This is a genomic window from Skermanella pratensis (genome assembly GCF_008843145.1).
GTDB lineage: Bacteria > Pseudomonadota > Alphaproteobacteria > Azospirillales > Azospirillaceae > Skermanella > Skermanella pratensis.
Window position 1 is genome coordinate 1,252,751 of record NZ_CP030265.1, and the last position, 17,075, is coordinate 1,269,825.

Here is a 17,075-nt window from a genome sequence, read left to right on the forward strand (position 1 = left end):
ACTCAAGGAGCGCGGTGAGTATACTCCGCGCTCCTTGGTTCCTGAGGGAACCGAGACCTGAATACTCGTCCTGATTCGGCACGGCTGGTCAGGACCGCGACCGAGACGGACGGCCCCTTACGGGCCACAGATCAAATGTTAAGGAGACGAGCGTGGCGCGTATTGCTGGCGTCAATATCCCGGCGCAGAAGCGCGTGGAGATCGGCCTGACCTATATCCATGGTATCGGACCTTCCAAAGCCAAGGAAATCTGCGGCAAGGTCGCCATCCCCGCTGAACGCCGTGTCAACGAACTGACCGACGACGAGATCCTGAAGATCCGCGAAGTGATCGACAGCGACTACCGTGTCGAGGGCGACCTGCGCCGTCAGGTGGCGATGAACATCAAGCGCCTGATGGACCTGGGCAGCTACCGGGGTCTGCGGCACCGCAAGGGCCTGCCGGTCCGCGGCCAGCGCACGCACACCAATGCGCGCACCCGCAAGGGTCCGGCCAAGCCGATCGCTGGCAAGAAGAAGTAAGAGATAGGACGGACAGGACCCATGGCCAAGCCTTCTGCCGCTTCCGCGCGCCTTCGTCGTCGCGAGCGCAAGAACATCACTTCGGGCGTCGCTCACGTCAACGCCTCGTTCAACAACACCATGATCACGATCACCGACGCGCAGGGCAACACCATCGCCTGGTCGTCGTCGGGTTCCCAGGGCTTCAAGGGATCGCGCAAGTCGACTCCTTACGCGGCTCAGATCGCCGCCGAGGATGCCGGCCGCAAGGCCCAGGAGCATGGCATGAAGACCCTCGAGGTCGAGGTCAAGGGTCCTGGTTCGGGACGCGAGTCGGCCCTGCGCGCCCTGCAGTCGGTGGGCTTTGCGATCACCTCGATCCGCGACGTCACTCCGATCCCGCACAACGGCGTCCGCCCGCCGAAGAAGCGCCGCGTCTGATTTATCGGACGGCTCTCTGCCGGAGCAACCTTCGTCGAAGGGTTCCGGGGAGGCGTTCATTACCGCGCCTCCAGTTGCCCGCCGTTCCGGGAAAGCCGGCCATAGAGCCATCATGGCCGGTCAAGCATGGGGACGGCGGCCGAGATTGCCGAAACCCTTCCTGTTCAGGGAGGGTATCGGCATTTCTGCGTTGGCACACTGGAAATGGCGCGTCAACCCGATGGCATGAGGTCAAGACGTGATCCAGAAGAATTGGCAGGAGCTGATCAAGCCGAACAAGCTCGACATCCAGCCGGGCGACGATCCCCAGAGGGTCGCGACCGTGGTTGCCGAACCGCTCGAGCGGGGCTTCGGCCTGACGCTCGGCAACGCGCTTCGTCGCGTCCTGCTGTCCTCCCTCCAGGGTGCCGCCGTCACCTCGATCCAGATCGAGGGCGTGCTGCATGAATTCTCGTCGATCCCCGGCGTGCGCGAAGATGTCACGGACATCGTCCTGAACATCAAGACCATGGGCCTGCGCCTGCACGGCGACGGACCCAAGCGGATGCGCCTGCGCGCCGACGGTCCCGGCGAAGTCACCGCCGGCATGATCGAGACCGGCTCCGACATCGAGGTGATGGATCCCGACCTGGTGATCTGCACCCTGGACAACGGCGCCCGCCTGGTGATGGAACTGACGGTCGAGAGCGGCAAGGGCTACGTCCCGGCCAGCCAGAACCGTCCGGAAGACGCACCGATCGGTCTGATCCCGGTGGACGCGCTGTTCGCGCCGATCCGCAAGGTGTCGTACAAGGTCGACAACACCCGTGTCGGCCAGGTGACCGACTACGACCGCCTGTCCATGCAGGTCGAGACCAACGGCGCCGTGTCGCCGGAGGACGCGGTGGCGCTGGCCGCCCGCATCCTCCAGGACCAGCTCCAGCTCTTCATCAATTTCGAGGAGCCGACCCACGCGGTCGCCGAGGAGCGCGGCGAGGAACCGCCGTTCAACAAGAACCTGCTGCGCAAGGTGGACGAACTGGAACTGTCGGTCCGTTCCGCCAACTGCCTGAAGAACGACAACATCGTCTATATCGGCGACCTGGTGCAGAAGACCGAGGCGGAAATGCTCCGCACCCCGAACTTCGGCCGCAAGTCGCTGAACGAGATCAAGGAAGTCCTGTCCCAGATGGGTCTCCACCTGGGCATGGAAATCCCGAACTGGCCGCCCGAGAACATCGAAGAGCTGGCCAAGCGTCTCGAAGAGCCGTACTAGGCACGACACAGCACCATTTTTCCGTCCGCCGTACCGGTACCCGCCCTCCAGCGGGCCGGGCGGCGGACTTCACCATCGGTCCCGTGAGCGGGGCCAAGCCAGAGGAAGGAGCACGCAACCATGCGTCACGGTATGAGCGGCCGGAAGTTCAATCGCACGTCCAGCCACCGCAAGGCGATGTTCAGCAACATGGCCGCCGCGCTGATCAAGCACGAGCAGATCAAGACCACCCTTCCGAAGGCGAAGGACCTGCGTCCGATCGTCGAGAAGCTGATCACGCTCGGCAAGAAGGGCGGCCTGCACAACCGCCGCCTGGCCTATGCCCAGCTTCGCGACGACACCGTGGTCGCCAAGCTGTTCGGCCCGATCGCCGAGCGCTACACCGACCGGCCCGGCGGCTACACCCGCGTGCTGAAGGCCGGCTTCCGGTACGGCGACGCCGCTCCGCTGGCGTTCATCGAACTGGTCGATCGCGACGTCGCGGCCAAAGGCCAGGACAGCGGCCCGGTCATGGTCGACGACGAGGACGAAGCCCAGGGTTGATACGACCTTCCCAGCGTCACAGAAACGAAAGGCAGCCCTCGGGCTGCCTTTTGCGTTCAGGAGTCAGTTTCTTCCTTCAGGGAGCGGGTCATGGTGGTGAAGTCGAGTGGTCTTGTGCGGGCGGCGTTGGTGCTCGGATGCCTGGTTCTGACCTCCTGCGCCGCCCCGGAGCGTGGAGCCCGCGGCGGTACCGCCGCTCCGTCCGAAAGTGGCGGAACGCCCGCACGCCCCCCGGCGGACGACCTGCGGCCCAATTCGACCCGGGACGACCGGTACTCCTGCCGCCGCGCCTGCGACCGGGACTATTCGGTCTGCATGGATGCCGGGGCCACCCGGCGCGGCGGTGTCCTGGGCAATTCCGGCTATGCGAGCGCGACCTGCGAGCGTCAGCTGAACATGTGCATGGTCCGCTGCAACTCGATCCAGTGACGCTCGGCTTTCCGGTCTCCGGCGCCTCTTCTTCTCCCCGACGCGAATACCCAGATTCCGGTGCATGATGCCGCAGCTTCCGTCCCTCCGCCTCGTCCTGCTGCTGGTCGCCGGCCTGGGGTTCGTCGATCCCGCCTTCGCCCAGCAGCGTGCCGTTCCAGACACGCGCCAGCAGATCACGCTGTCGTTCGCGCCGCTGGTCAAGCAGACCGCGCCCGCCGTCGTCAATATCTATACCCGGCGCGTGGTCCAGCAGCGCATGTCGCCGCTGTTCGACGATCCGTTCTTCCAGCGTTTCTTCGGTCAGTCCGCACCGTTCGGGATGCCGCGCGAGCGGGTCGAGCGGTCGCTCGGGTCGGGCGTCATCGTGGGCGGCGACGGGCTGGTGGTGACCAACGACCACGTGGTCAAGGACAGCGACCAGATCACGGTGGTGCTGGCCGATCGGCGGGAGTTCGAGGCGCGGATCGTCTCGACCGATCCCAAGACCGACCTCGCCGTCCTGCGCATCACGCCGCCGCGCGGCGAGCGTCTGCCTTTCCTGGCGCTGCACGACAGCGACGATCTCGAGGTGGGCGACCTGGTGCTCGCCATCGGGAACCCCTTCGGGGTCGGCCAGACCGTGACCAGCGGCATCGTGTCCGCGCTGGCACGCACCGCGGTGGGCGTCAGCGACTTCAATTTCTTCATCCAGACCGACGCGGCGATCAATCCCGGCAACTCGGGCGGCGCCCTGGTGTCCATGGACGGAAGGCTGGTCGGCATCAATTCGGCCATATATTCGCGAAGCGGTGGCTCGCTCGGCATCGGCTTCGCCATCCCGTCCAACATGGTGCGCACCGTCGTCGAGGCCGTCGCGGACGGCGGCAAGCTGGTGCGCCCCTGGCTGGGCGTGGACGGCCAGCCGGTGACCGCCGACATCGCCAACTCGCTCGGCCTCGACCGTCCCGCCGGCGTGCTGGTGAACGCGGTCGATCCGAAGAGCGCCGCGGCCAAGGCCGGCCTTCGAGTCGGCGACGTGATCACGGCGATCAACGGGCGGGCCGTCGACGATCCCGAGGCGCTGAAGTTCCGCGTCGCCACCATGCCGGTGGGCGGGCAGGCGGCGCTGACGGTAACGCGCGGCGGCTCCGTCCGGCAGGTCGCCTTCAACGTGACGGCGCCGCCGGAGGATCCCCCGCGCGACACGACGCCGCTCAACGGACGGCAGCCGCTGGCCGGGGCCACGGTCGCCAACCTGTCGCCGGCGCTGGCCGAGGAGATCGGCTTTTCCGGCCCTGCCGAAGGCGTCGTCATCCTCGAGGTGGCTCGCAACAGCCCGGCCGCCCGGGTGGGCGTCCAGCCGGGCGACGTGGTGCTCCGGATCGACGATCGCGAGGTCTCCGGCGTGGCGCAGCTCGGCAAGCTGGTGTCCAGGCCCCAGCAGAGCTGGCGGGTCACCGTGCGCCGTGGCGACCAGGTGCTGACCTCCGTGGTGGCGGGATGACGCTGTTCTCGGCATCGGCGCCGCGCCCCCTGGCGGATCGCCTGCGTCCCAGGACCCTGGGGGAGGTCGTCGGGCAGGACCACCTGCTCAAGCCCGCCGGGCCGATCGGGCGCATGGTGACGAGCCATCGCCTTGCTTCCATGATCCTGTGGGGGCCGCCCGGCTGCGGCAAGACGACGATCGCGCGATTGCTGGCCGACCAGACCGAATTCCATTTCGAGCCGCTGTCCGCCGTCTTCTCCGGCGTCGCGGACCTCCGCAAGGTGTTCGAGGCGGCGAAGCAGCGGCGGGTCGCCGGTCGCGGGACCCTGCTGTTCATCGATGAGATCCACCGGTTCAACCGGAGCCAGCAGGACGGCTTCCTGCCCTATGTGGAGGACGGCACCGTCACGCTGGTCGGCGCCACGACCGAGAACCCGTCGTTCGAGCTGAACGCCGCGCTGCTGTCGCGCGCCCAGGTCTTCGTGCTCAACAGGCTCGACGACGCCGCGCTGGAACTGCTCCTGACCCGCGCCGAGGCCGAATCCGGCAAGACGCTGCCGCTCGACGCGGACGCGCGGCAGTCGATCAAGGCGATGGCCGACGGCGACGGCCGCTTCCTGCTCAACCTGTGCGAGGAGCTGTTCGCCCTGGCCCCCGACCGGCCGCTGGACACGACCGCGCTCGCCGGCACCATCCAGCGGCGCGCACCCCTCTATGACAAGTCCCAGGAGGGCCACTACAACCTGATCAGCGCGCTGCACAAGTCGGTGCGCGGGTCCGACACCGACGCGGCGCTCTACTGGCTGGCGCGGATGCTGGCCGGCGGGGAGGACCCTCGGTTCATCGCGCGGCGGCTGGTGCGGATGGCGGTCGAGGATATCGGTCTGGCCGATCCCCAGGCGCTTCCGCAGGCTCTGGCCGCTTGGGAGACCTATGAGCGTCTGGGCAGCCCCGAGGGCGAGCTGGCACTGACCCAGTGCGTGATCTACATGGCGACCGCTCCCAAATCCAACGCCGCCTATACCGCCTCCAAGGCGGCGATACGGTCGGCGCGGGAGACCGGCTCGCTGATGCCGCCCATGCATATCCTGAACGCGCCGACCAGGCTGATGAAGGGTCTCGGCTACGGCAAGGGCTACGAGTACGACCACGACACGCCGGAAGGTTTCAGCGGCCAGAACTATTTCCCCGAGGGCATGCCCCGGCAGCAGTTCTATCGTCCACCCGAGCGGGGCTTCGAGCGCGAGATCCGCAAGCGCCTGGATTACTGGAGCAAGCTGCGGGCCCAGAGGGCCGCCGATCCGGACCCGGAATGACCGGCTCCTTCGACGGCTTCGTCGGCATCGACTGGTCCGGCGCCGCGGGCAAGCGGTACCAGGGCATCGCTGTGGCCGAGTGCGCCGCCGGCACCACCGCTCCGGCCCTGGTCGATCCTCCCGGCGGCGGGCGCGCCTGGACGCGCACCCATGTGCTGGACTGGCTCGACGGCAGGATCGGGCGGGGCGGCCGGCTGCTGATCGGGATCGACTGCGCCTTCTCCCTGCCGTTCGACACGGCGGCGGCGTATTTCCCGGACGGTGCCGGCGACGTGTTCGCCCTGTGGGACCTGGTCGAGCGGGTCTGCCACGCCGATGCCGACCTGTTCGGCGGGGCGTTCCCCCGCGACCCGGCCTATGCCGCCGGTTACTGGACAGCGGGACCGCGGGCCGAGGGGTTCGTTCCGGGGCGGCGGGCGACGGAGGATGCCTGCCGGGCCGACGGCTACGGCTCGCCGGAAAGCCCGTACAAGCTGATCGGCGCCAAGCAGGTGGGCAAGGGAGCGCTGGCCGGCATGCGCCTGCTGCGCGCCCTTCGCGCCAAGCGGGGCGACGTGGCGGTGTGGCCGTTCCAGGAACCCGGGGACGGCGGCACGCTGGTGGAGATCTATCCGCGGCTGTTCCTGATGCGCACCGGCTGGGGCCTGCGCAAGGTGCGAAGCTGGGCCGACCTCAACCGCTGCCTGGCCCTGCTGGACAGCGATCCGGTGGAGGAAGGTCCGGTGCAGGGGGACCGGCGGGAGCCTAGCGACCACGAGACCGACGCCCTGGTCTCCGCCGCGGGCCTCCGCGCGCTGTCCGGCCTGCCCGGAGTCTGGAACCCTGCCGCGCTGACCGGGCGCGCCCGCCGCCAGGAAGGCTGGATCTTCGGAGTCGGCATGCGGCGCTGACCAGGCCGCCATGCCTTGCCGCAGGCGTCCCGCCCGGCTAGGCTGCGCGCTTCATCGAGGAAAACCGACCGCATGACGTTCTCTCCAACCCTTCTGCTCGCGGTCGCCGCCGGCGGCGCCGCCGGGTCGGCCGCCCGATTCGTGGTGATGTCCGCGATCGGCCATTGGCTGGGCACCGCGTTCCCGTACGGCACCCTGGTGGTCAACGTGGCCGGCTCGTTCGTCATGGGCGTGCTGGTGGAGCTTTCGGCGCTGGCCTGGAACCCGTCGCCGGAACTGAAGGCGCTGCTCACCGTCGGGGTGCTCGGCGGATTCACCACATTCTCCACCTTCTCGCTCGATGCCGCCATCCTGATGCAGCGGGGCGAATTGGCGGCGTCGGCCGCCTATATGGTGGTCTCGGTACTGTTTTCGGTCGGCGGATTGTTCGCCGGCCTGTTCTTGATCAGGGGCATGGTCGGTTGAGCGAGGTCGAAACACGCATAATCGCCGGCGAGGAGTCGGAGATCCGGCTGGACCGCTGGTTCAAGCGGCATTTCCCGCAGGTCAACCATGGCCACCTGGAGAAGCTGCTGCGGACCGGACAGGTCCGGGTGGACGGCAAGCGGGCCAAGGCCAACGTCCGGCTGGAGGCGGGCCAGACCGTCCGTATCCCGCCGCTCGGCGATCTCCCGGCCGAGCCGCCGCCGGGGACGGCCAAGCTCAAGGTCAGCCGCAAGGACGCGGCGGAAATCCAGGGGCGGGTGCTCTACCGCGACGCCGACGTGCTGGTGATCGACAAGCCGCCCGGCCTGGCGGTCCAGGGCGGGACGGCGACACCCCGGCATCTCGATGCCATGCTGGACGCCCTGCGGTTCGACGCGGACGAGCGGCCCAAGCTGGTCCACCGGCTGGACAAGGACACGTCGGGCGTGCTGGTCCTGGCCCGCAACGTCTTCGCCGCGACCAGGCTGGCGGCGGCGTTCCGCGGCAAGGACGCCCGCAAGTACTATTGGGCGGTGACGGTCGGCGTCCCCCGGCCGTTCCAGGGCAAGGTGGACGCTCCCCTGGCCAAGGAGCCGACCGGCCGGGGCGAGCGGGTCGCGATCGACGACGAGGAGGGCAGGCGCGCCGTCAGCCTCTACCAGGTGATCGAGCATGCCAACAAGAAGGTCGCCTGGGTGGCGCTGTGGCCGCTGACCGGCCGCACCCACCAGTTGCGCGTCCACATGGAGGCGATCGGCACGCCGATCCTGGGCGACGGCAAATACGGCGGCCCCGACGCCTTCCTGGCCGGCGCCGGCGTTTCCGGCAAGCTGCACCTGCACGCCCGCCGCCTGATCCTGCCCCATCCGCGCGGCGGCCGGATCGACGTGACGGCGCCGCTGCCCGAGCATATGGTCAGGACCTGGGATTACTTCAGCTTCGACAAGGAGAACGACGGGGATCCCTTCGCCGCGCTCGATTGACGCCGGGCGGGCTTAGCGCCGCCGCGTTTTCGTGCTATTGGGTCGGAAAAATACAGGGTCCCGACAATACAAGGAAAAACCCGTCGATCATGCCCTTCAGCGACAAACCCCGGTCTGCCTCCAGGCCGCTGCGCCTCGCCCTGTTCGACTGCGACGGGACCCTGGTGGACAGTCAGTTCGCGATCGTCGCCGCCATGAACGCGGCGTTCGTGGCGCTGGGGCTGCCGCTGCCGGACGCCGCCGCCGTGCGCCGCGTCGTCGGCCTGCCGCTGGTCCAAGCGATATCCATCCTGCTGCCGGACGGCCAGCCGAGGCTTCACGTGGCCCTGGCCGACCGCTACAAGCTGGCCTTCGCCGATGCGCGAAACCGGGGCGCCCACGAGGAACCGCTGTTCCCGGGCATCCGCGACGCGCTCGACGCGCTGGAGAATGCCGGCCTGCTGCTGGGCGTCGCGACCGGCAAGTCGCGCCGGGGGCTGGTCGCCACGCTGGACCAGCACGGGCTGCTGGATCGTTTCACGACTCTCCAGACGTCCGACACCGGTCCCGGCAAGCCCCATCCGGACATGGTGTTCCGCGCGCTGGCGGAAACCGGGGTGGAAGCCGCCGACACCGTTGTCATCGGCGACACCACCTACGACATGTTGATGGCCGGCAGCGCCCGCGCCGGCGCGGTCGGTGTCGCCTGGGGCTATCACGAGGTGGCGGAACTGACGGGAGCAGGGGCGCAGCGGGTCTGCCAAACGGCCGACCAGGTGCCCGCCGCCGTCCTGTCGCTGCTCGACCGCTAGAACGCCGATCAGGCGCAATGGATGAAGTGAGAGATGAAGAGGTTCTACAAGGAAGTCACGGTGGCGCAGACCGACGCCGGACATGAGGTCCGGCTCGATGGCCGGCCGCTTCGCACCCCGGCCAAGGCGCCCCTGGCGCTGCCCAAGCCCGACTTGATGCGCGCCATCGCCGACGAGTGGGACGCCCAGCGGGAAAACATCAAGCCGGCCGAGATGCCGGTGACGCAGCTCGCCAGCACTGCGATCGACCGCATCCCCGCCCAGCGGGCCGAGATCGTCCGGGCGGTCGCCGCCTATGCGGAAACCGACCTGCTGTGCTACAGGGCCGACCATCCGGCCGAACTGGCGGAGCGGCAGGAACGCATCTGGCAGCCGCTGCTCGACTGGGCCGCCGTCCGCTACAGCGCCCAGCTGGAAGTCCATACCGGCATCATGCCCAAGCCCCAGCCGGCCGAGGCCTGCACGCTGCTGGCCCGCGCGGTGGAGGACCTGGACGACATGGCCCTGGCCGGCCTTCAGAACGCGACCTCGGCGCTGGGCTCCCTGGTGCTGGCGCTGGCCCTGATGGAGGGCAGGATCTCCGCCGAGGAAGCCTATGCCGCAGCCCAGCTGGACGAAACCTTCCAGATCGAGCAGTGGGGCGAGGATGCGGAGGCCATGGCCCGCCGCGCGGCCCTGAGGGCGGATATCCTGGCGACGCGCCGGTTTCTGGATCTGGTTAAGGTTTGAATGGTATCAATGGGAACCGGTTACCTTCGGATCACACCACGGCTGCCATGACCCTCGACCAGATTGAAGCCAAGATGCGCAAGCGTCTGACGCAGTTCCGCGCCTTCAACGGCGCGGCCCGATTCGACTTCGGCAAGGACGGCCTGCTGCGGCTGGACGCGACCACGACCCCGGCGACCCTGCACCGGGAAGACGGCGATGCGGTCTGCACCATACGCATGACGCTGGAGAATTTCGACAGGATGCTGGACGGCGACCTGAACCCGACGCTGGCCTTCGCGACCGGCAAGCTGAAGGTCCAGGGCTCCATGGGCTCGGCGCTCAAGCTGGCGTCGCTGCTGGAGGAGTGACCTAAAGTTCCGCTCCTTTGATCTGATGCATGCAAAAGATTTAGAGAGCGACATGCAAGCTCTTGTGTAGACTGCATTTTTGCCGTTCGCGGTGCATCTCTTGTATGCATCAGTGTACTAGTGGCTCGGCACAGTGGTTTTGATGACGTTCGGCGGAGCGGAGTGGCGTAGGTCGGCCTTCGCCCGTCAGGGCGAACGCCGACACCCTGCGTCAACGCTCCGGCCACGCTGTCGGCGTCGGCCTTCGGCCGAGGCCGACCTACGATAGATCAATCAAAACCATTGTGCCTAGCCACTAGTCCAATCTGTCGCGCCAGAGGCTCTCCAAGCATCGGCGTGGGCCTCTGCCGCTCCTCGATGATGATCTCGATCAGGGCGCTCGGCGTTATGCACCGGGATCCCGGCTGCCGCCCCGGTGCTCCGCCAGGAGGTCCCGGAATGCTTCCGCGGCCGGCGGCAGCGAGCGGCCGGTCTTCAGCACCAGCGTGATGGAGCGGCGCAGGCGGGGTTCGGCTGGAAGCTCGACGGCTGGGACCGGATCGGCCAGGGCACGGTGATCGGCCATCTTCTGGAATGCGCCGGGCGGATCACCGGCGGCTACTTCGCCGATTCCGGCCGCGAGGTCGAGGCGATGCTGACCAACGGCCCGGCCGGCGGCGGCGGTGCCCGCGGCCAGGTCCGGGAGACCGTCGGCATCGTGTCCAACCTAGTCGGCCGGTCCCGGGGCCGTCCTGAAGTCACCGTCATAGAGAGCGCCCGATGAAGATCCGGCTGCACGAGATCGCCCACTGCCGTGCCGGCGACAAGGACGACACGTCCATCCGGTCGCTGTTCTCCCTGGACGAGCGGCATTACCCGCTGCTGTGCCGGGAGGTCACCGCCGAAGCGGTCCGGCGGCACCTGTCGCGCACGGTCAGGGCCGAGGCGGTTCGATTCAGATGCCCAACGTCGCGGCGCTTCAGTTCGTCTGCCGTCAGGCGCTCCGCAGTGGGGTCGCGACCTCCCCGGCGATTGATGCCGGCGAATGATCTCGCTCTATGGTTTCTTGCAATTAACCTTAATGTAATCCGGATGCGGAATGATCGGCCGGGACCGGACTGGTCCGGGACGGGCGCATCGGGGGGTTGGTCATGCCGATTGGAGTTGGGGCGGTTGCGGTAGGACAGTGCTTCGTAAAGGCGGGCGCCTCGTACCCCGACGTATGGCAGGTCGTCAGCATAGACCGGCCGCCGGGCTCCATCGCCCATGCGCGGTTGGTCCGGCTGAGCAACCCGACGACAGGAAGACGCTGTCGCTGGTGGCCCTGGCCGATCGGCGGCAATATGTGCCCCACGAAGGCAGCAAGATCCTGCGCCGCCGGCTGGGGGCGCTGTAGGCGCTCAGGCCGGCGTCTCCGCCGTGGCGAGAGCTTCCAGGGTGTCCTCCAGCGCCGATTCGAGGCGGGCCAGCAGGCGGGCCGCCTCTTCGGGAGGGTGGCCGGTATCCTCCAGCAGGTGGGCGATCGCCTGCACCCGGGTCGCGCCGAAGCTGGCGGCCACTCCCTTCAGGCTGTGGGCGGCGCGCCGGGACGATCCGGCATCACCGGAGTCCAGGGCAGCGCGCAGGGCTGCCAACTCCTCCCGCGCCGATGCGGGGAACATCTCCACCATCATCGCGTAGCTGTCTCCGACGGCCGCGCGCAACTCGTCGAGCCGGCCGCCATCGATCAACGGCAACTCGACCAGCAGGTCCGTCCCGGGTTCCGGGGCGGGGGCGCCTGCGCCGGAACCGTCCGCGGATGGCGCGCTCCGCCCGGCTTCGTCCGCCGTTTCGGTACCGCAGGTCAGGGCCGCGATGGCGGAGGCCAGCGCGTTCCAGTCGATCGGCTTGGTGAAATAGCCGTCCAGCCCGGCTTCCAGGTAACGCTCGCGGTTGCCGGAGACCACGTCGGCGGTCAGCGCCGCGATCGGAACGCGGCCGGCCGGTCCGGGCAGGGCGCGGATCTCGCGTGTCGCGGAGGCGCCGTCGAGCACCGGCATCTGCATGTCCATCAGGATCAGGTCATAGCCGCCGCACCGCGCCGCTTCGACCGCCGCCCGGCCGTCCTCGACCGCATCGACCCGGTGGCCCAGCCGTTCCAGCATCCTGACCACCATCAGGCGGTTGACCTCGTTGTCCTCGGCCAGCAGGACCCGGGCACTGCGCCCGGTCGCCGCGGGGATCGCGGGCTCCGGACCGGGCGGGGGAAGCTCGGCGCGGCTTCGTCCCAGCCGCACCGTGAAATCGAAGAGGGACCCCTGGCCGAGGGTGCTGCGGGCGCCGATCTCGCCGTCCATCGCCCCTCGACCAGCCGCTTGCAGATGGCCAGCCCCAGGCCGGTGCCGCCGAACCGGCGGGTGGTCGTGGCATCGGCCTGGACGAACGCCTCGAACAGCCGGGAGCGCTGCTCCTCGGTCATGCCCACTCCGGAGTCGGTCACCTCGAACCGCAGCAGAACCCGGTCGCCTTCCTCGTCCCGGAAGTCGGCGAGCCGGACCCGGATGGAGCCCGTCTCGGTGAACTTGATCGCGTTGCCCACCAGGTTGAACAGCACCTGCCGCAGGCGGGTGGGATCGCCGCGCACGACGGACGGGGCGCCGACCGGGATGTCGGCGGTCAGCCTCACGCGCTTCCCGGCCGCCCGGCCGGCGAACAGGTGGATCACGTCGGCGACCGTCCGGCGCAGGTCGAAGGGAATGGTCTCCATCCGGAGCTGGCCGGCCTCGATCTTCGAGAAGTCCAGGACATCGTTGAGGATGGTCAGCAGGATCCCGGCCGAGGCGCCGAGCGTCTGCACATAGCCGCGCTGCTCTCCCGACAGCGCCGTGCCCATGAGAAGATCCACCATGCCCATCACGCCGGTCATGGGGGTGCGCAGCTCGTGGCTCATCATGGCCAGGAACTGCGACTTCGCGTCGCTCGCCTGCTCCGCCACCCGGCGTGCCGCGTCCAGGTCGATCGCAAGCTTGCGGAGCTCCACCGCCTGGGCGGCCAGCCGGTCGCTCGCCTCGCGCAGCTCCTGCTCGTAGCGGACGCGTTCGGAGATCTCCCGCATGGCGATCAGGAGGCCGCCGTCGCGCTCCGGCGTTCCCTCCAGCCTGCCGGCCACGCTCTCGAACCACAGCCAGCGCCCGTCGCGGTGCCGCAGGCGGAACACCGCCGACCCGGGCAGGCCGGCCATCATCCCGGCATGCTTGCGCTCGACCAGCGGCAGGTCCTCGGCATGGACGAATTCGCCCAGGCGGCGGCCCACCATCTCTTCCGGGGCGCGGCCGAGCTGCGCCTCGCAGGACGGCGATGCATAGAGGATCGTCGTGTCGGGGGCGTGCAGGCAGATGATGTCCGTGGCGCTGTCGGCCAGCAGGCGAAGCCGCCGCTCGCTCTCCCGGAGCTTGACCTCCTGCTCGCGAAGCCGGGTGATGTCGGTCAGGATGCAGACGATGCCGCCGTCGCGGGTGCGCCTTTCCGAAACCCGGAAATGCCGGCCGTCGGGCAGGCGCTGCTCGGTCGGCGTCTCGGGCGGCGTCTCGGGTGGGAAGCGGTGCGCGGCGACCCGTTCCGCCACCCAGGCTTCGCGGTCGGCGTCGGCACCCGCGTCCGGGATCTCGCGGCGGGAGATTCCGGCCCTCAGGATCTCCTCGAAGGTGACTCCGGCGGGGGAGTCGAAGGCGGCGAGCTGGGGCGTGGCCGCGACGAAGTTGTCGTTGTACAGCACCAGCCGGTCGTCGGCATCATAGAGGGCGAACCCTTCGGATATGCTGTCGATCACGTCCTGCAGGCTCTGCCGGGCCGTGCGCATTCCTTCCTGGGCAAGCTTGCGGTCCGTGACGTCGGTGCCGACGCTCTGATACCCCTCGATCCGGCCGGCCCGGTCCACGAGGGCCACGTTGCGCCAGCGGATCCAGCGCTGCTCGCCCGACGCCGTGACCACGGCGTTCTCGTTGACCATGACGCGCGGGCCGCCATCCCCGAGCGCGGTGCGGCTGCCGAACAGCGCGACGACCCGCTCGCGGTCCGAGGCGGGCAGGGTATCGACGAAGCGGCGGCCGACCAGCGAGTCCGGAGTTCCGCCCAGCATCCGGGCATAGGCGTCGTTGAGATAGGTCAGCGTGGTGTCCGGCAGGAAGCGCGAGATCAGGTCCTGCTGCTCGTCGAGCACGCCGCGGTAAAGCTCCGCCATCCGCGCCAGCTCCTGCCCGGCGGTCCGCCGGGCGGTGACGTCGGTCGCGGTTCCCATCAGGCGGGCGGCCCTTCCCGCGGAATCCAGCAAGGGGACCACCCCGATCCTCACCCAGCGCGCGCCGCCGTCCAGGACGAACTGGTGGTCGAAATCGACGGGGCCGGCCGCGTCGAGGCAGCCGTGGAGTCGTGCGCCCGAGTCCCGCTCCACGAAGTCCCGGAACGCCGCGTCGGAGAATCCCGAGATCGTCCGGAACCGCCGGTTCATGCAGAGGGGACGGAGCCGGCCGTCTTCCGGCACATCCACGACGAAGGCCGGGGCGCCGACGGTTTCGATGATCCCCGACAGTTCGTTCTCGGCACAGGTCGCGAGCATCGTGCGTCTGTTCTTTCCCGGTTCGAACGAAGAGGAGCGGCACGTTCCCGGGATCCGGTACGAAACCCCCAGGCCGCCGGGCCGGACTGCACCATGTATAGAGGAGGGTTGCGCTTCGTCAATCTGGACGTGCGGCGGCTTCAAATCGGTCGCAGCCCGTCGAGGTCGGGCGGGAGAACATCGCGCTTCGAACCATTGCCGTGGCTTCGCGGCGCCATGCACGATATGCTTGTGCCCAGCCCGTCCGGGCTCAATCGACCGGATCAACCCGACCATGAACGGCACGCCAGCCCACCAATCCCAGGATCCGGACGGCCGGGAACCGTCCACCCTGTTCGACCAGGCCCGCGAGCATCTGCTGGCCGGGAACGCGGCGGCCGCCGACGCGATCCTGCGGCGCGGCCGGGCGCTGGCGCCGGACGACACCGCCATGGCCTATCTCCATGGCCTTTGCCTGATCCGGACGGGCGATGATCCGCGGTCCGCGGCGGAAGCTTTCGCCGCGGTGCTCCGGCTCGAACCCGGCAACGGCAGGGCCGCCCTACTGCTCAGCCGCGCGCTGTGCCGGGCCGGCGACCGGGCGGAGGCGTCGCGGTGGCGGACGGAGTTGGCGCGCCGGCACCCCGGCGATCCCGCGCTGTTGAACGAACTCGCCGCCGACCTTCTGGACGAGGGCGACGAACCGGCCGCCGCGCGCCTGCTCGACCAGGCGATCCGGACGGCACCGGACGATCCGGACGTGCTGCACAACCTGGGCGTCGCCTGCGCCCGGCTTGGCAGCCTGGAGCGCGCCGAGATGCTGCTGCGCCGCTCGCTGGAGCGCCGGCAAGGCATGCCGGCCCGGCGCGATTCGTCGGAAGCGGCGCTGGCCGGGGTCCTTGCGACACGCGGATTCTTCGACGAAGCCCGGGCTGTCGCGGGCGGACTGCTCGACCGCGGCGCCGAGCAGGTCCATGCCTGGACGGTCCTCGGCACCGTGGCCGCGCGGCAGCGGCGGCCATCGGCCGCGGTCGAGGCGCTGCTGAAGGCCGAGGCTCTGGCTCCGGCCGATCCGAGCGTCCTGTCCAACCTGGCGGCCGCCCTGGACGAAGGAGGACGGGTCGGGGAAGCCGAGGAGCGCTGGCGGCGCTTGGCCGCCGCCGGTCATGGCGGGGCGGAAGCGCGGGCGCGGCTGGCGTCGCGCACGCCGGCGGCGGGCGAGGCGATCCGCCGGCTGTTTCCCCTGGATGCCCTGAAGCCTCCGGACGGTGGTCCGGTGGAACTGTCCGGGGTGGACCTTTGCATCGACCAGTGGCATCTGGTCGATGACGACCGCCTGGCGCTCGATCTCGTGTTCACGCCGCCGCTCGGCGGGAGCAACTTCGTCGCCGCCGCCGACGGGATCGGCGCCGTGCTGGTGCGCGACGACCTGGACCGGCGCCGGATCGATGAACCGGCGGTCTTTCTCGGCGGCACCGCCAACTACTATCACTGGATGCTCGACACTCTGCCGCGGCTGGCGGCGGTCGAAGGGCTGGACGGACGGCTGCTGGTCAATTCCGCACCGAGCGGCTTCCAGATGCGGACGCTGGAACTGATAGGTGTTCCGCCCTCCCGCCTGATGGTGCCCGACGCGCCGGCCTTGACGCGATTCGCCCGGCTGACCGTTCCGGGCCTGGTGTCGCGGCCCCGGCGCGCCGACGGCCAGATGGACTGGATGGTGGCGTCGGTGGAGCGGGAGGCGGCGGTATGGGTGCGGGACCGGCTGATGGAGGGGATCGCCGTCCACCCCCGGCAGCCCGCGCGCATCCTGGTCTCACGCGAGGGATCGCTGTTCCGGCGGTGCGACAACGAGGGGGTTGTAAGCCGGATCGCGGCGGACCGCGGCTTCGTCACCGTGCGGCTGGAGGAACTGGCCTTCGACGAGCAGGTATCGCTTTTCGCGGGGGCGGAGATCGTGATGGGCGTCCACGGCGCCGGCTTCACCAACATGCTCTTCGCGCCGCCGGGCGCGCTGCTGATCGAACTCCACCCCGCCGGCCATCTGCCGGAGTTCTACCGCCAACTGACGCGGTTGATGGGCCAGGGGCACGCGGCGATCGGCGGCCCCCTCACCCAGGCGCTTCACCCGGCACGCGAGTACAACTGGAATTTCAGGATCGATACGGCCGAGCTGGACCGGCGCCTCGCCGAGCTGGGAGCCTAGGCCCGCCCGCCGGTCAGCCCTGGGTTATCGAGGCGACCAGCAGGAACAGCACGGCGGCGCCGAAGACCGTCCAGCCGACGCGCGTCAGGCGCCGGCGGACGGCGGGGAAGAGCGCCGCCAGGACGGCCAGGATGAGCAGGATCTTGAAGAGCATGGG

Annotated in this window: 19 protein-coding genes; 16 read left to right on the forward strand and 3 right to left on the reverse strand. The window is 69.2% G+C overall.

What is annotated here, in order from left to right:
* Positions 1-152 precede the first annotated feature (152 nt).
* The 15 genes from rpsM to DPR14_RS29005 all read left to right on the forward strand — a co-directional run bounded on the left by rpsM (position 153) and on the right by DPR14_RS29005 (position 11,321).
* A complete protein-coding gene (gene rpsM / locus DPR14_RS05710; protein ID WP_158044289.1) occupies positions 153-521 on the forward strand; it encodes a 30S ribosomal protein S13 in 369 nt (122 codons plus the stop codon).
* Between the two features lie 21 nt (positions 522-542).
* The gene (gene rpsK, locus DPR14_RS05715; RefSeq protein ID WP_044425939.1) at positions 543-941 is read left to right on the forward strand and encodes a 30S ribosomal protein S11; all 399 of its coding nucleotides are present in this window, start codon (positions 543-545) and stop codon (positions 939-941) included.
* Positions 942-1,179: 238 nt separating this feature from the next.
* Positions 1,180-2,196 (forward strand): DNA-directed RNA polymerase subunit alpha, encoded by a 1,017-nt coding sequence (locus DPR14_RS05720; protein WP_158044290.1) that lies wholly within the window; start codon positions 1,180-1,182, stop codon positions 2,194-2,196.
* A gap of 120 nt (positions 2,197-2,316) precedes the next feature.
* Positions 2,317-2,739, forward strand: coding sequence for a 50S ribosomal protein L17 (gene rplQ, locus DPR14_RS05725; protein WP_158044291.1), 423 nt, complete (start codon positions 2,317-2,319; stop codon positions 2,737-2,739).
* 90 nt (positions 2,740-2,829) lie between these two features.
* On the forward strand, positions 2,830-3,168 hold the full coding sequence (locus DPR14_RS05730) for a hypothetical protein (protein WP_158044292.1): 339 nt from the start codon (positions 2,830-2,832) through the stop codon (positions 3,166-3,168).
* A 64-nt stretch (positions 3,169-3,232) separates the two neighbouring features.
* A complete protein-coding gene (locus DPR14_RS05735) occupies positions 3,233-4,654 on the forward strand; it encodes a DegQ family serine endoprotease (protein WP_158044293.1) in 1,422 nt (473 codons plus the stop codon).
* Complete coding sequence (locus DPR14_RS05740) at positions 4,651-5,952, forward strand: replication-associated recombination protein A (protein WP_158044294.1); 1,302 nt, start codon at positions 4,651-4,653, stop codon at positions 5,950-5,952. The genes DPR14_RS05735 and DPR14_RS05740 overlap by 4 nt, the downstream gene beginning before the upstream one ends.
* Positions 5,949-6,842: a hypothetical protein gene (locus DPR14_RS05745; RefSeq protein ID WP_158044295.1), complete on the forward strand. Its 894-nt coding sequence runs from the start codon at positions 5,949-5,951 to the stop codon at positions 6,840-6,842. Before DPR14_RS05740 ends, DPR14_RS05745 begins: the two co-directional genes overlap by 4 nt.
* A 72-nt stretch (positions 6,843-6,914) precedes the next feature.
* Positions 6,915-7,307 (forward strand): fluoride efflux transporter CrcB, encoded by a 393-nt coding sequence (gene crcB, locus DPR14_RS05750; protein WP_158044296.1) that lies wholly within the window; start codon positions 6,915-6,917, stop codon positions 7,305-7,307.
* Positions 7,304-8,290: an RluA family pseudouridine synthase gene (locus DPR14_RS05755; protein ID WP_158044297.1), complete on the forward strand. Its 987-nt coding sequence runs from the start codon at positions 7,304-7,306 to the stop codon at positions 8,288-8,290. Before crcB ends, DPR14_RS05755 begins: the two co-directional genes overlap by 4 nt.
* 89 nt (positions 8,291-8,379) lie before the next feature.
* A complete protein-coding gene (locus DPR14_RS05760; protein ID WP_158044298.1) occupies positions 8,380-9,081 on the forward strand; it encodes an HAD-IA family hydrolase in 702 nt (233 codons plus the stop codon).
* A 33-nt stretch (positions 9,082-9,114) separates the two neighbouring features.
* On the forward strand, positions 9,115-9,810 hold the full coding sequence (locus DPR14_RS05765) for an ATP12 family chaperone protein (RefSeq protein WP_158044299.1): 696 nt from the start codon (positions 9,115-9,117) through the stop codon (positions 9,808-9,810).
* Positions 9,811-9,857: 47 nt separating this feature from the next.
* Positions 9,858-10,160 carry an SCP2 sterol-binding domain-containing protein gene (locus DPR14_RS05770; RefSeq protein ID WP_158044300.1) on the forward strand — a complete coding sequence of 101 codons (303 nt, stop codon included), beginning with the start codon at positions 9,858-9,860 and terminating at the stop codon, positions 10,158-10,160.
* A 415-nt stretch (positions 10,161-10,575) separates the two neighbouring features.
* Positions 10,576-10,923, forward strand: a complete 348-nt coding sequence (locus tag DPR14_RS28840) for an acyclic terpene utilization AtuA family protein (protein WP_343038708.1) — start codon at positions 10,576-10,578, stop codon at positions 10,921-10,923.
* Entirely contained in the window at positions 10,920-11,321 is a 402-nt protein-coding gene (locus DPR14_RS29005; protein WP_425501016.1) for an AtuA-related protein, read from the forward strand. Before DPR14_RS28840 ends, DPR14_RS29005 begins: the two co-directional genes overlap by 4 nt.
* 218 nt (positions 11,322-11,539) lie before the next feature.
* On the opposite strand, the gene DPR14_RS05785 is transcribed toward DPR14_RS29005, so the two are convergent.
* Complete coding sequence (locus tag DPR14_RS05785; protein ID WP_211103933.1) at positions 11,540-12,295, reverse strand: response regulator; 756 nt, start codon at positions 12,293-12,295, stop codon at positions 11,540-11,542.
* Entirely contained in the window at positions 12,295-14,733 is a 2,439-nt protein-coding gene (locus tag DPR14_RS27745; RefSeq protein WP_211103934.1) for a PAS domain S-box protein, read from the reverse strand. Before DPR14_RS27745 ends, DPR14_RS05785 begins: the two co-directional genes overlap by 1 nt.
* Before the next feature lie 274 nt (positions 14,734-15,007).
* Here DPR14_RS27745 and DPR14_RS05795 point away from each other — a divergent pair, with 274 nt between their 5' ends.
* Positions 15,008-16,918, forward strand: a complete 1,911-nt coding sequence (locus DPR14_RS05795) for a glycosyltransferase family 61 protein (RefSeq protein WP_192499299.1) — start codon at positions 15,008-15,010, stop codon at positions 16,916-16,918.
* A 13-nt stretch (positions 16,919-16,931) separates the two neighbouring features.
* Here the strand turns inward: DPR14_RS05795 and DPR14_RS27180 are convergent, their stop codons facing one another.
* A complete protein-coding gene (locus DPR14_RS27180) occupies positions 16,932-17,072 on the reverse strand; it encodes a hypothetical protein (protein WP_192499300.1) in 141 nt (46 codons plus the stop codon).
* Positions 17,073-17,075 lie beyond the last annotated feature (3 nt).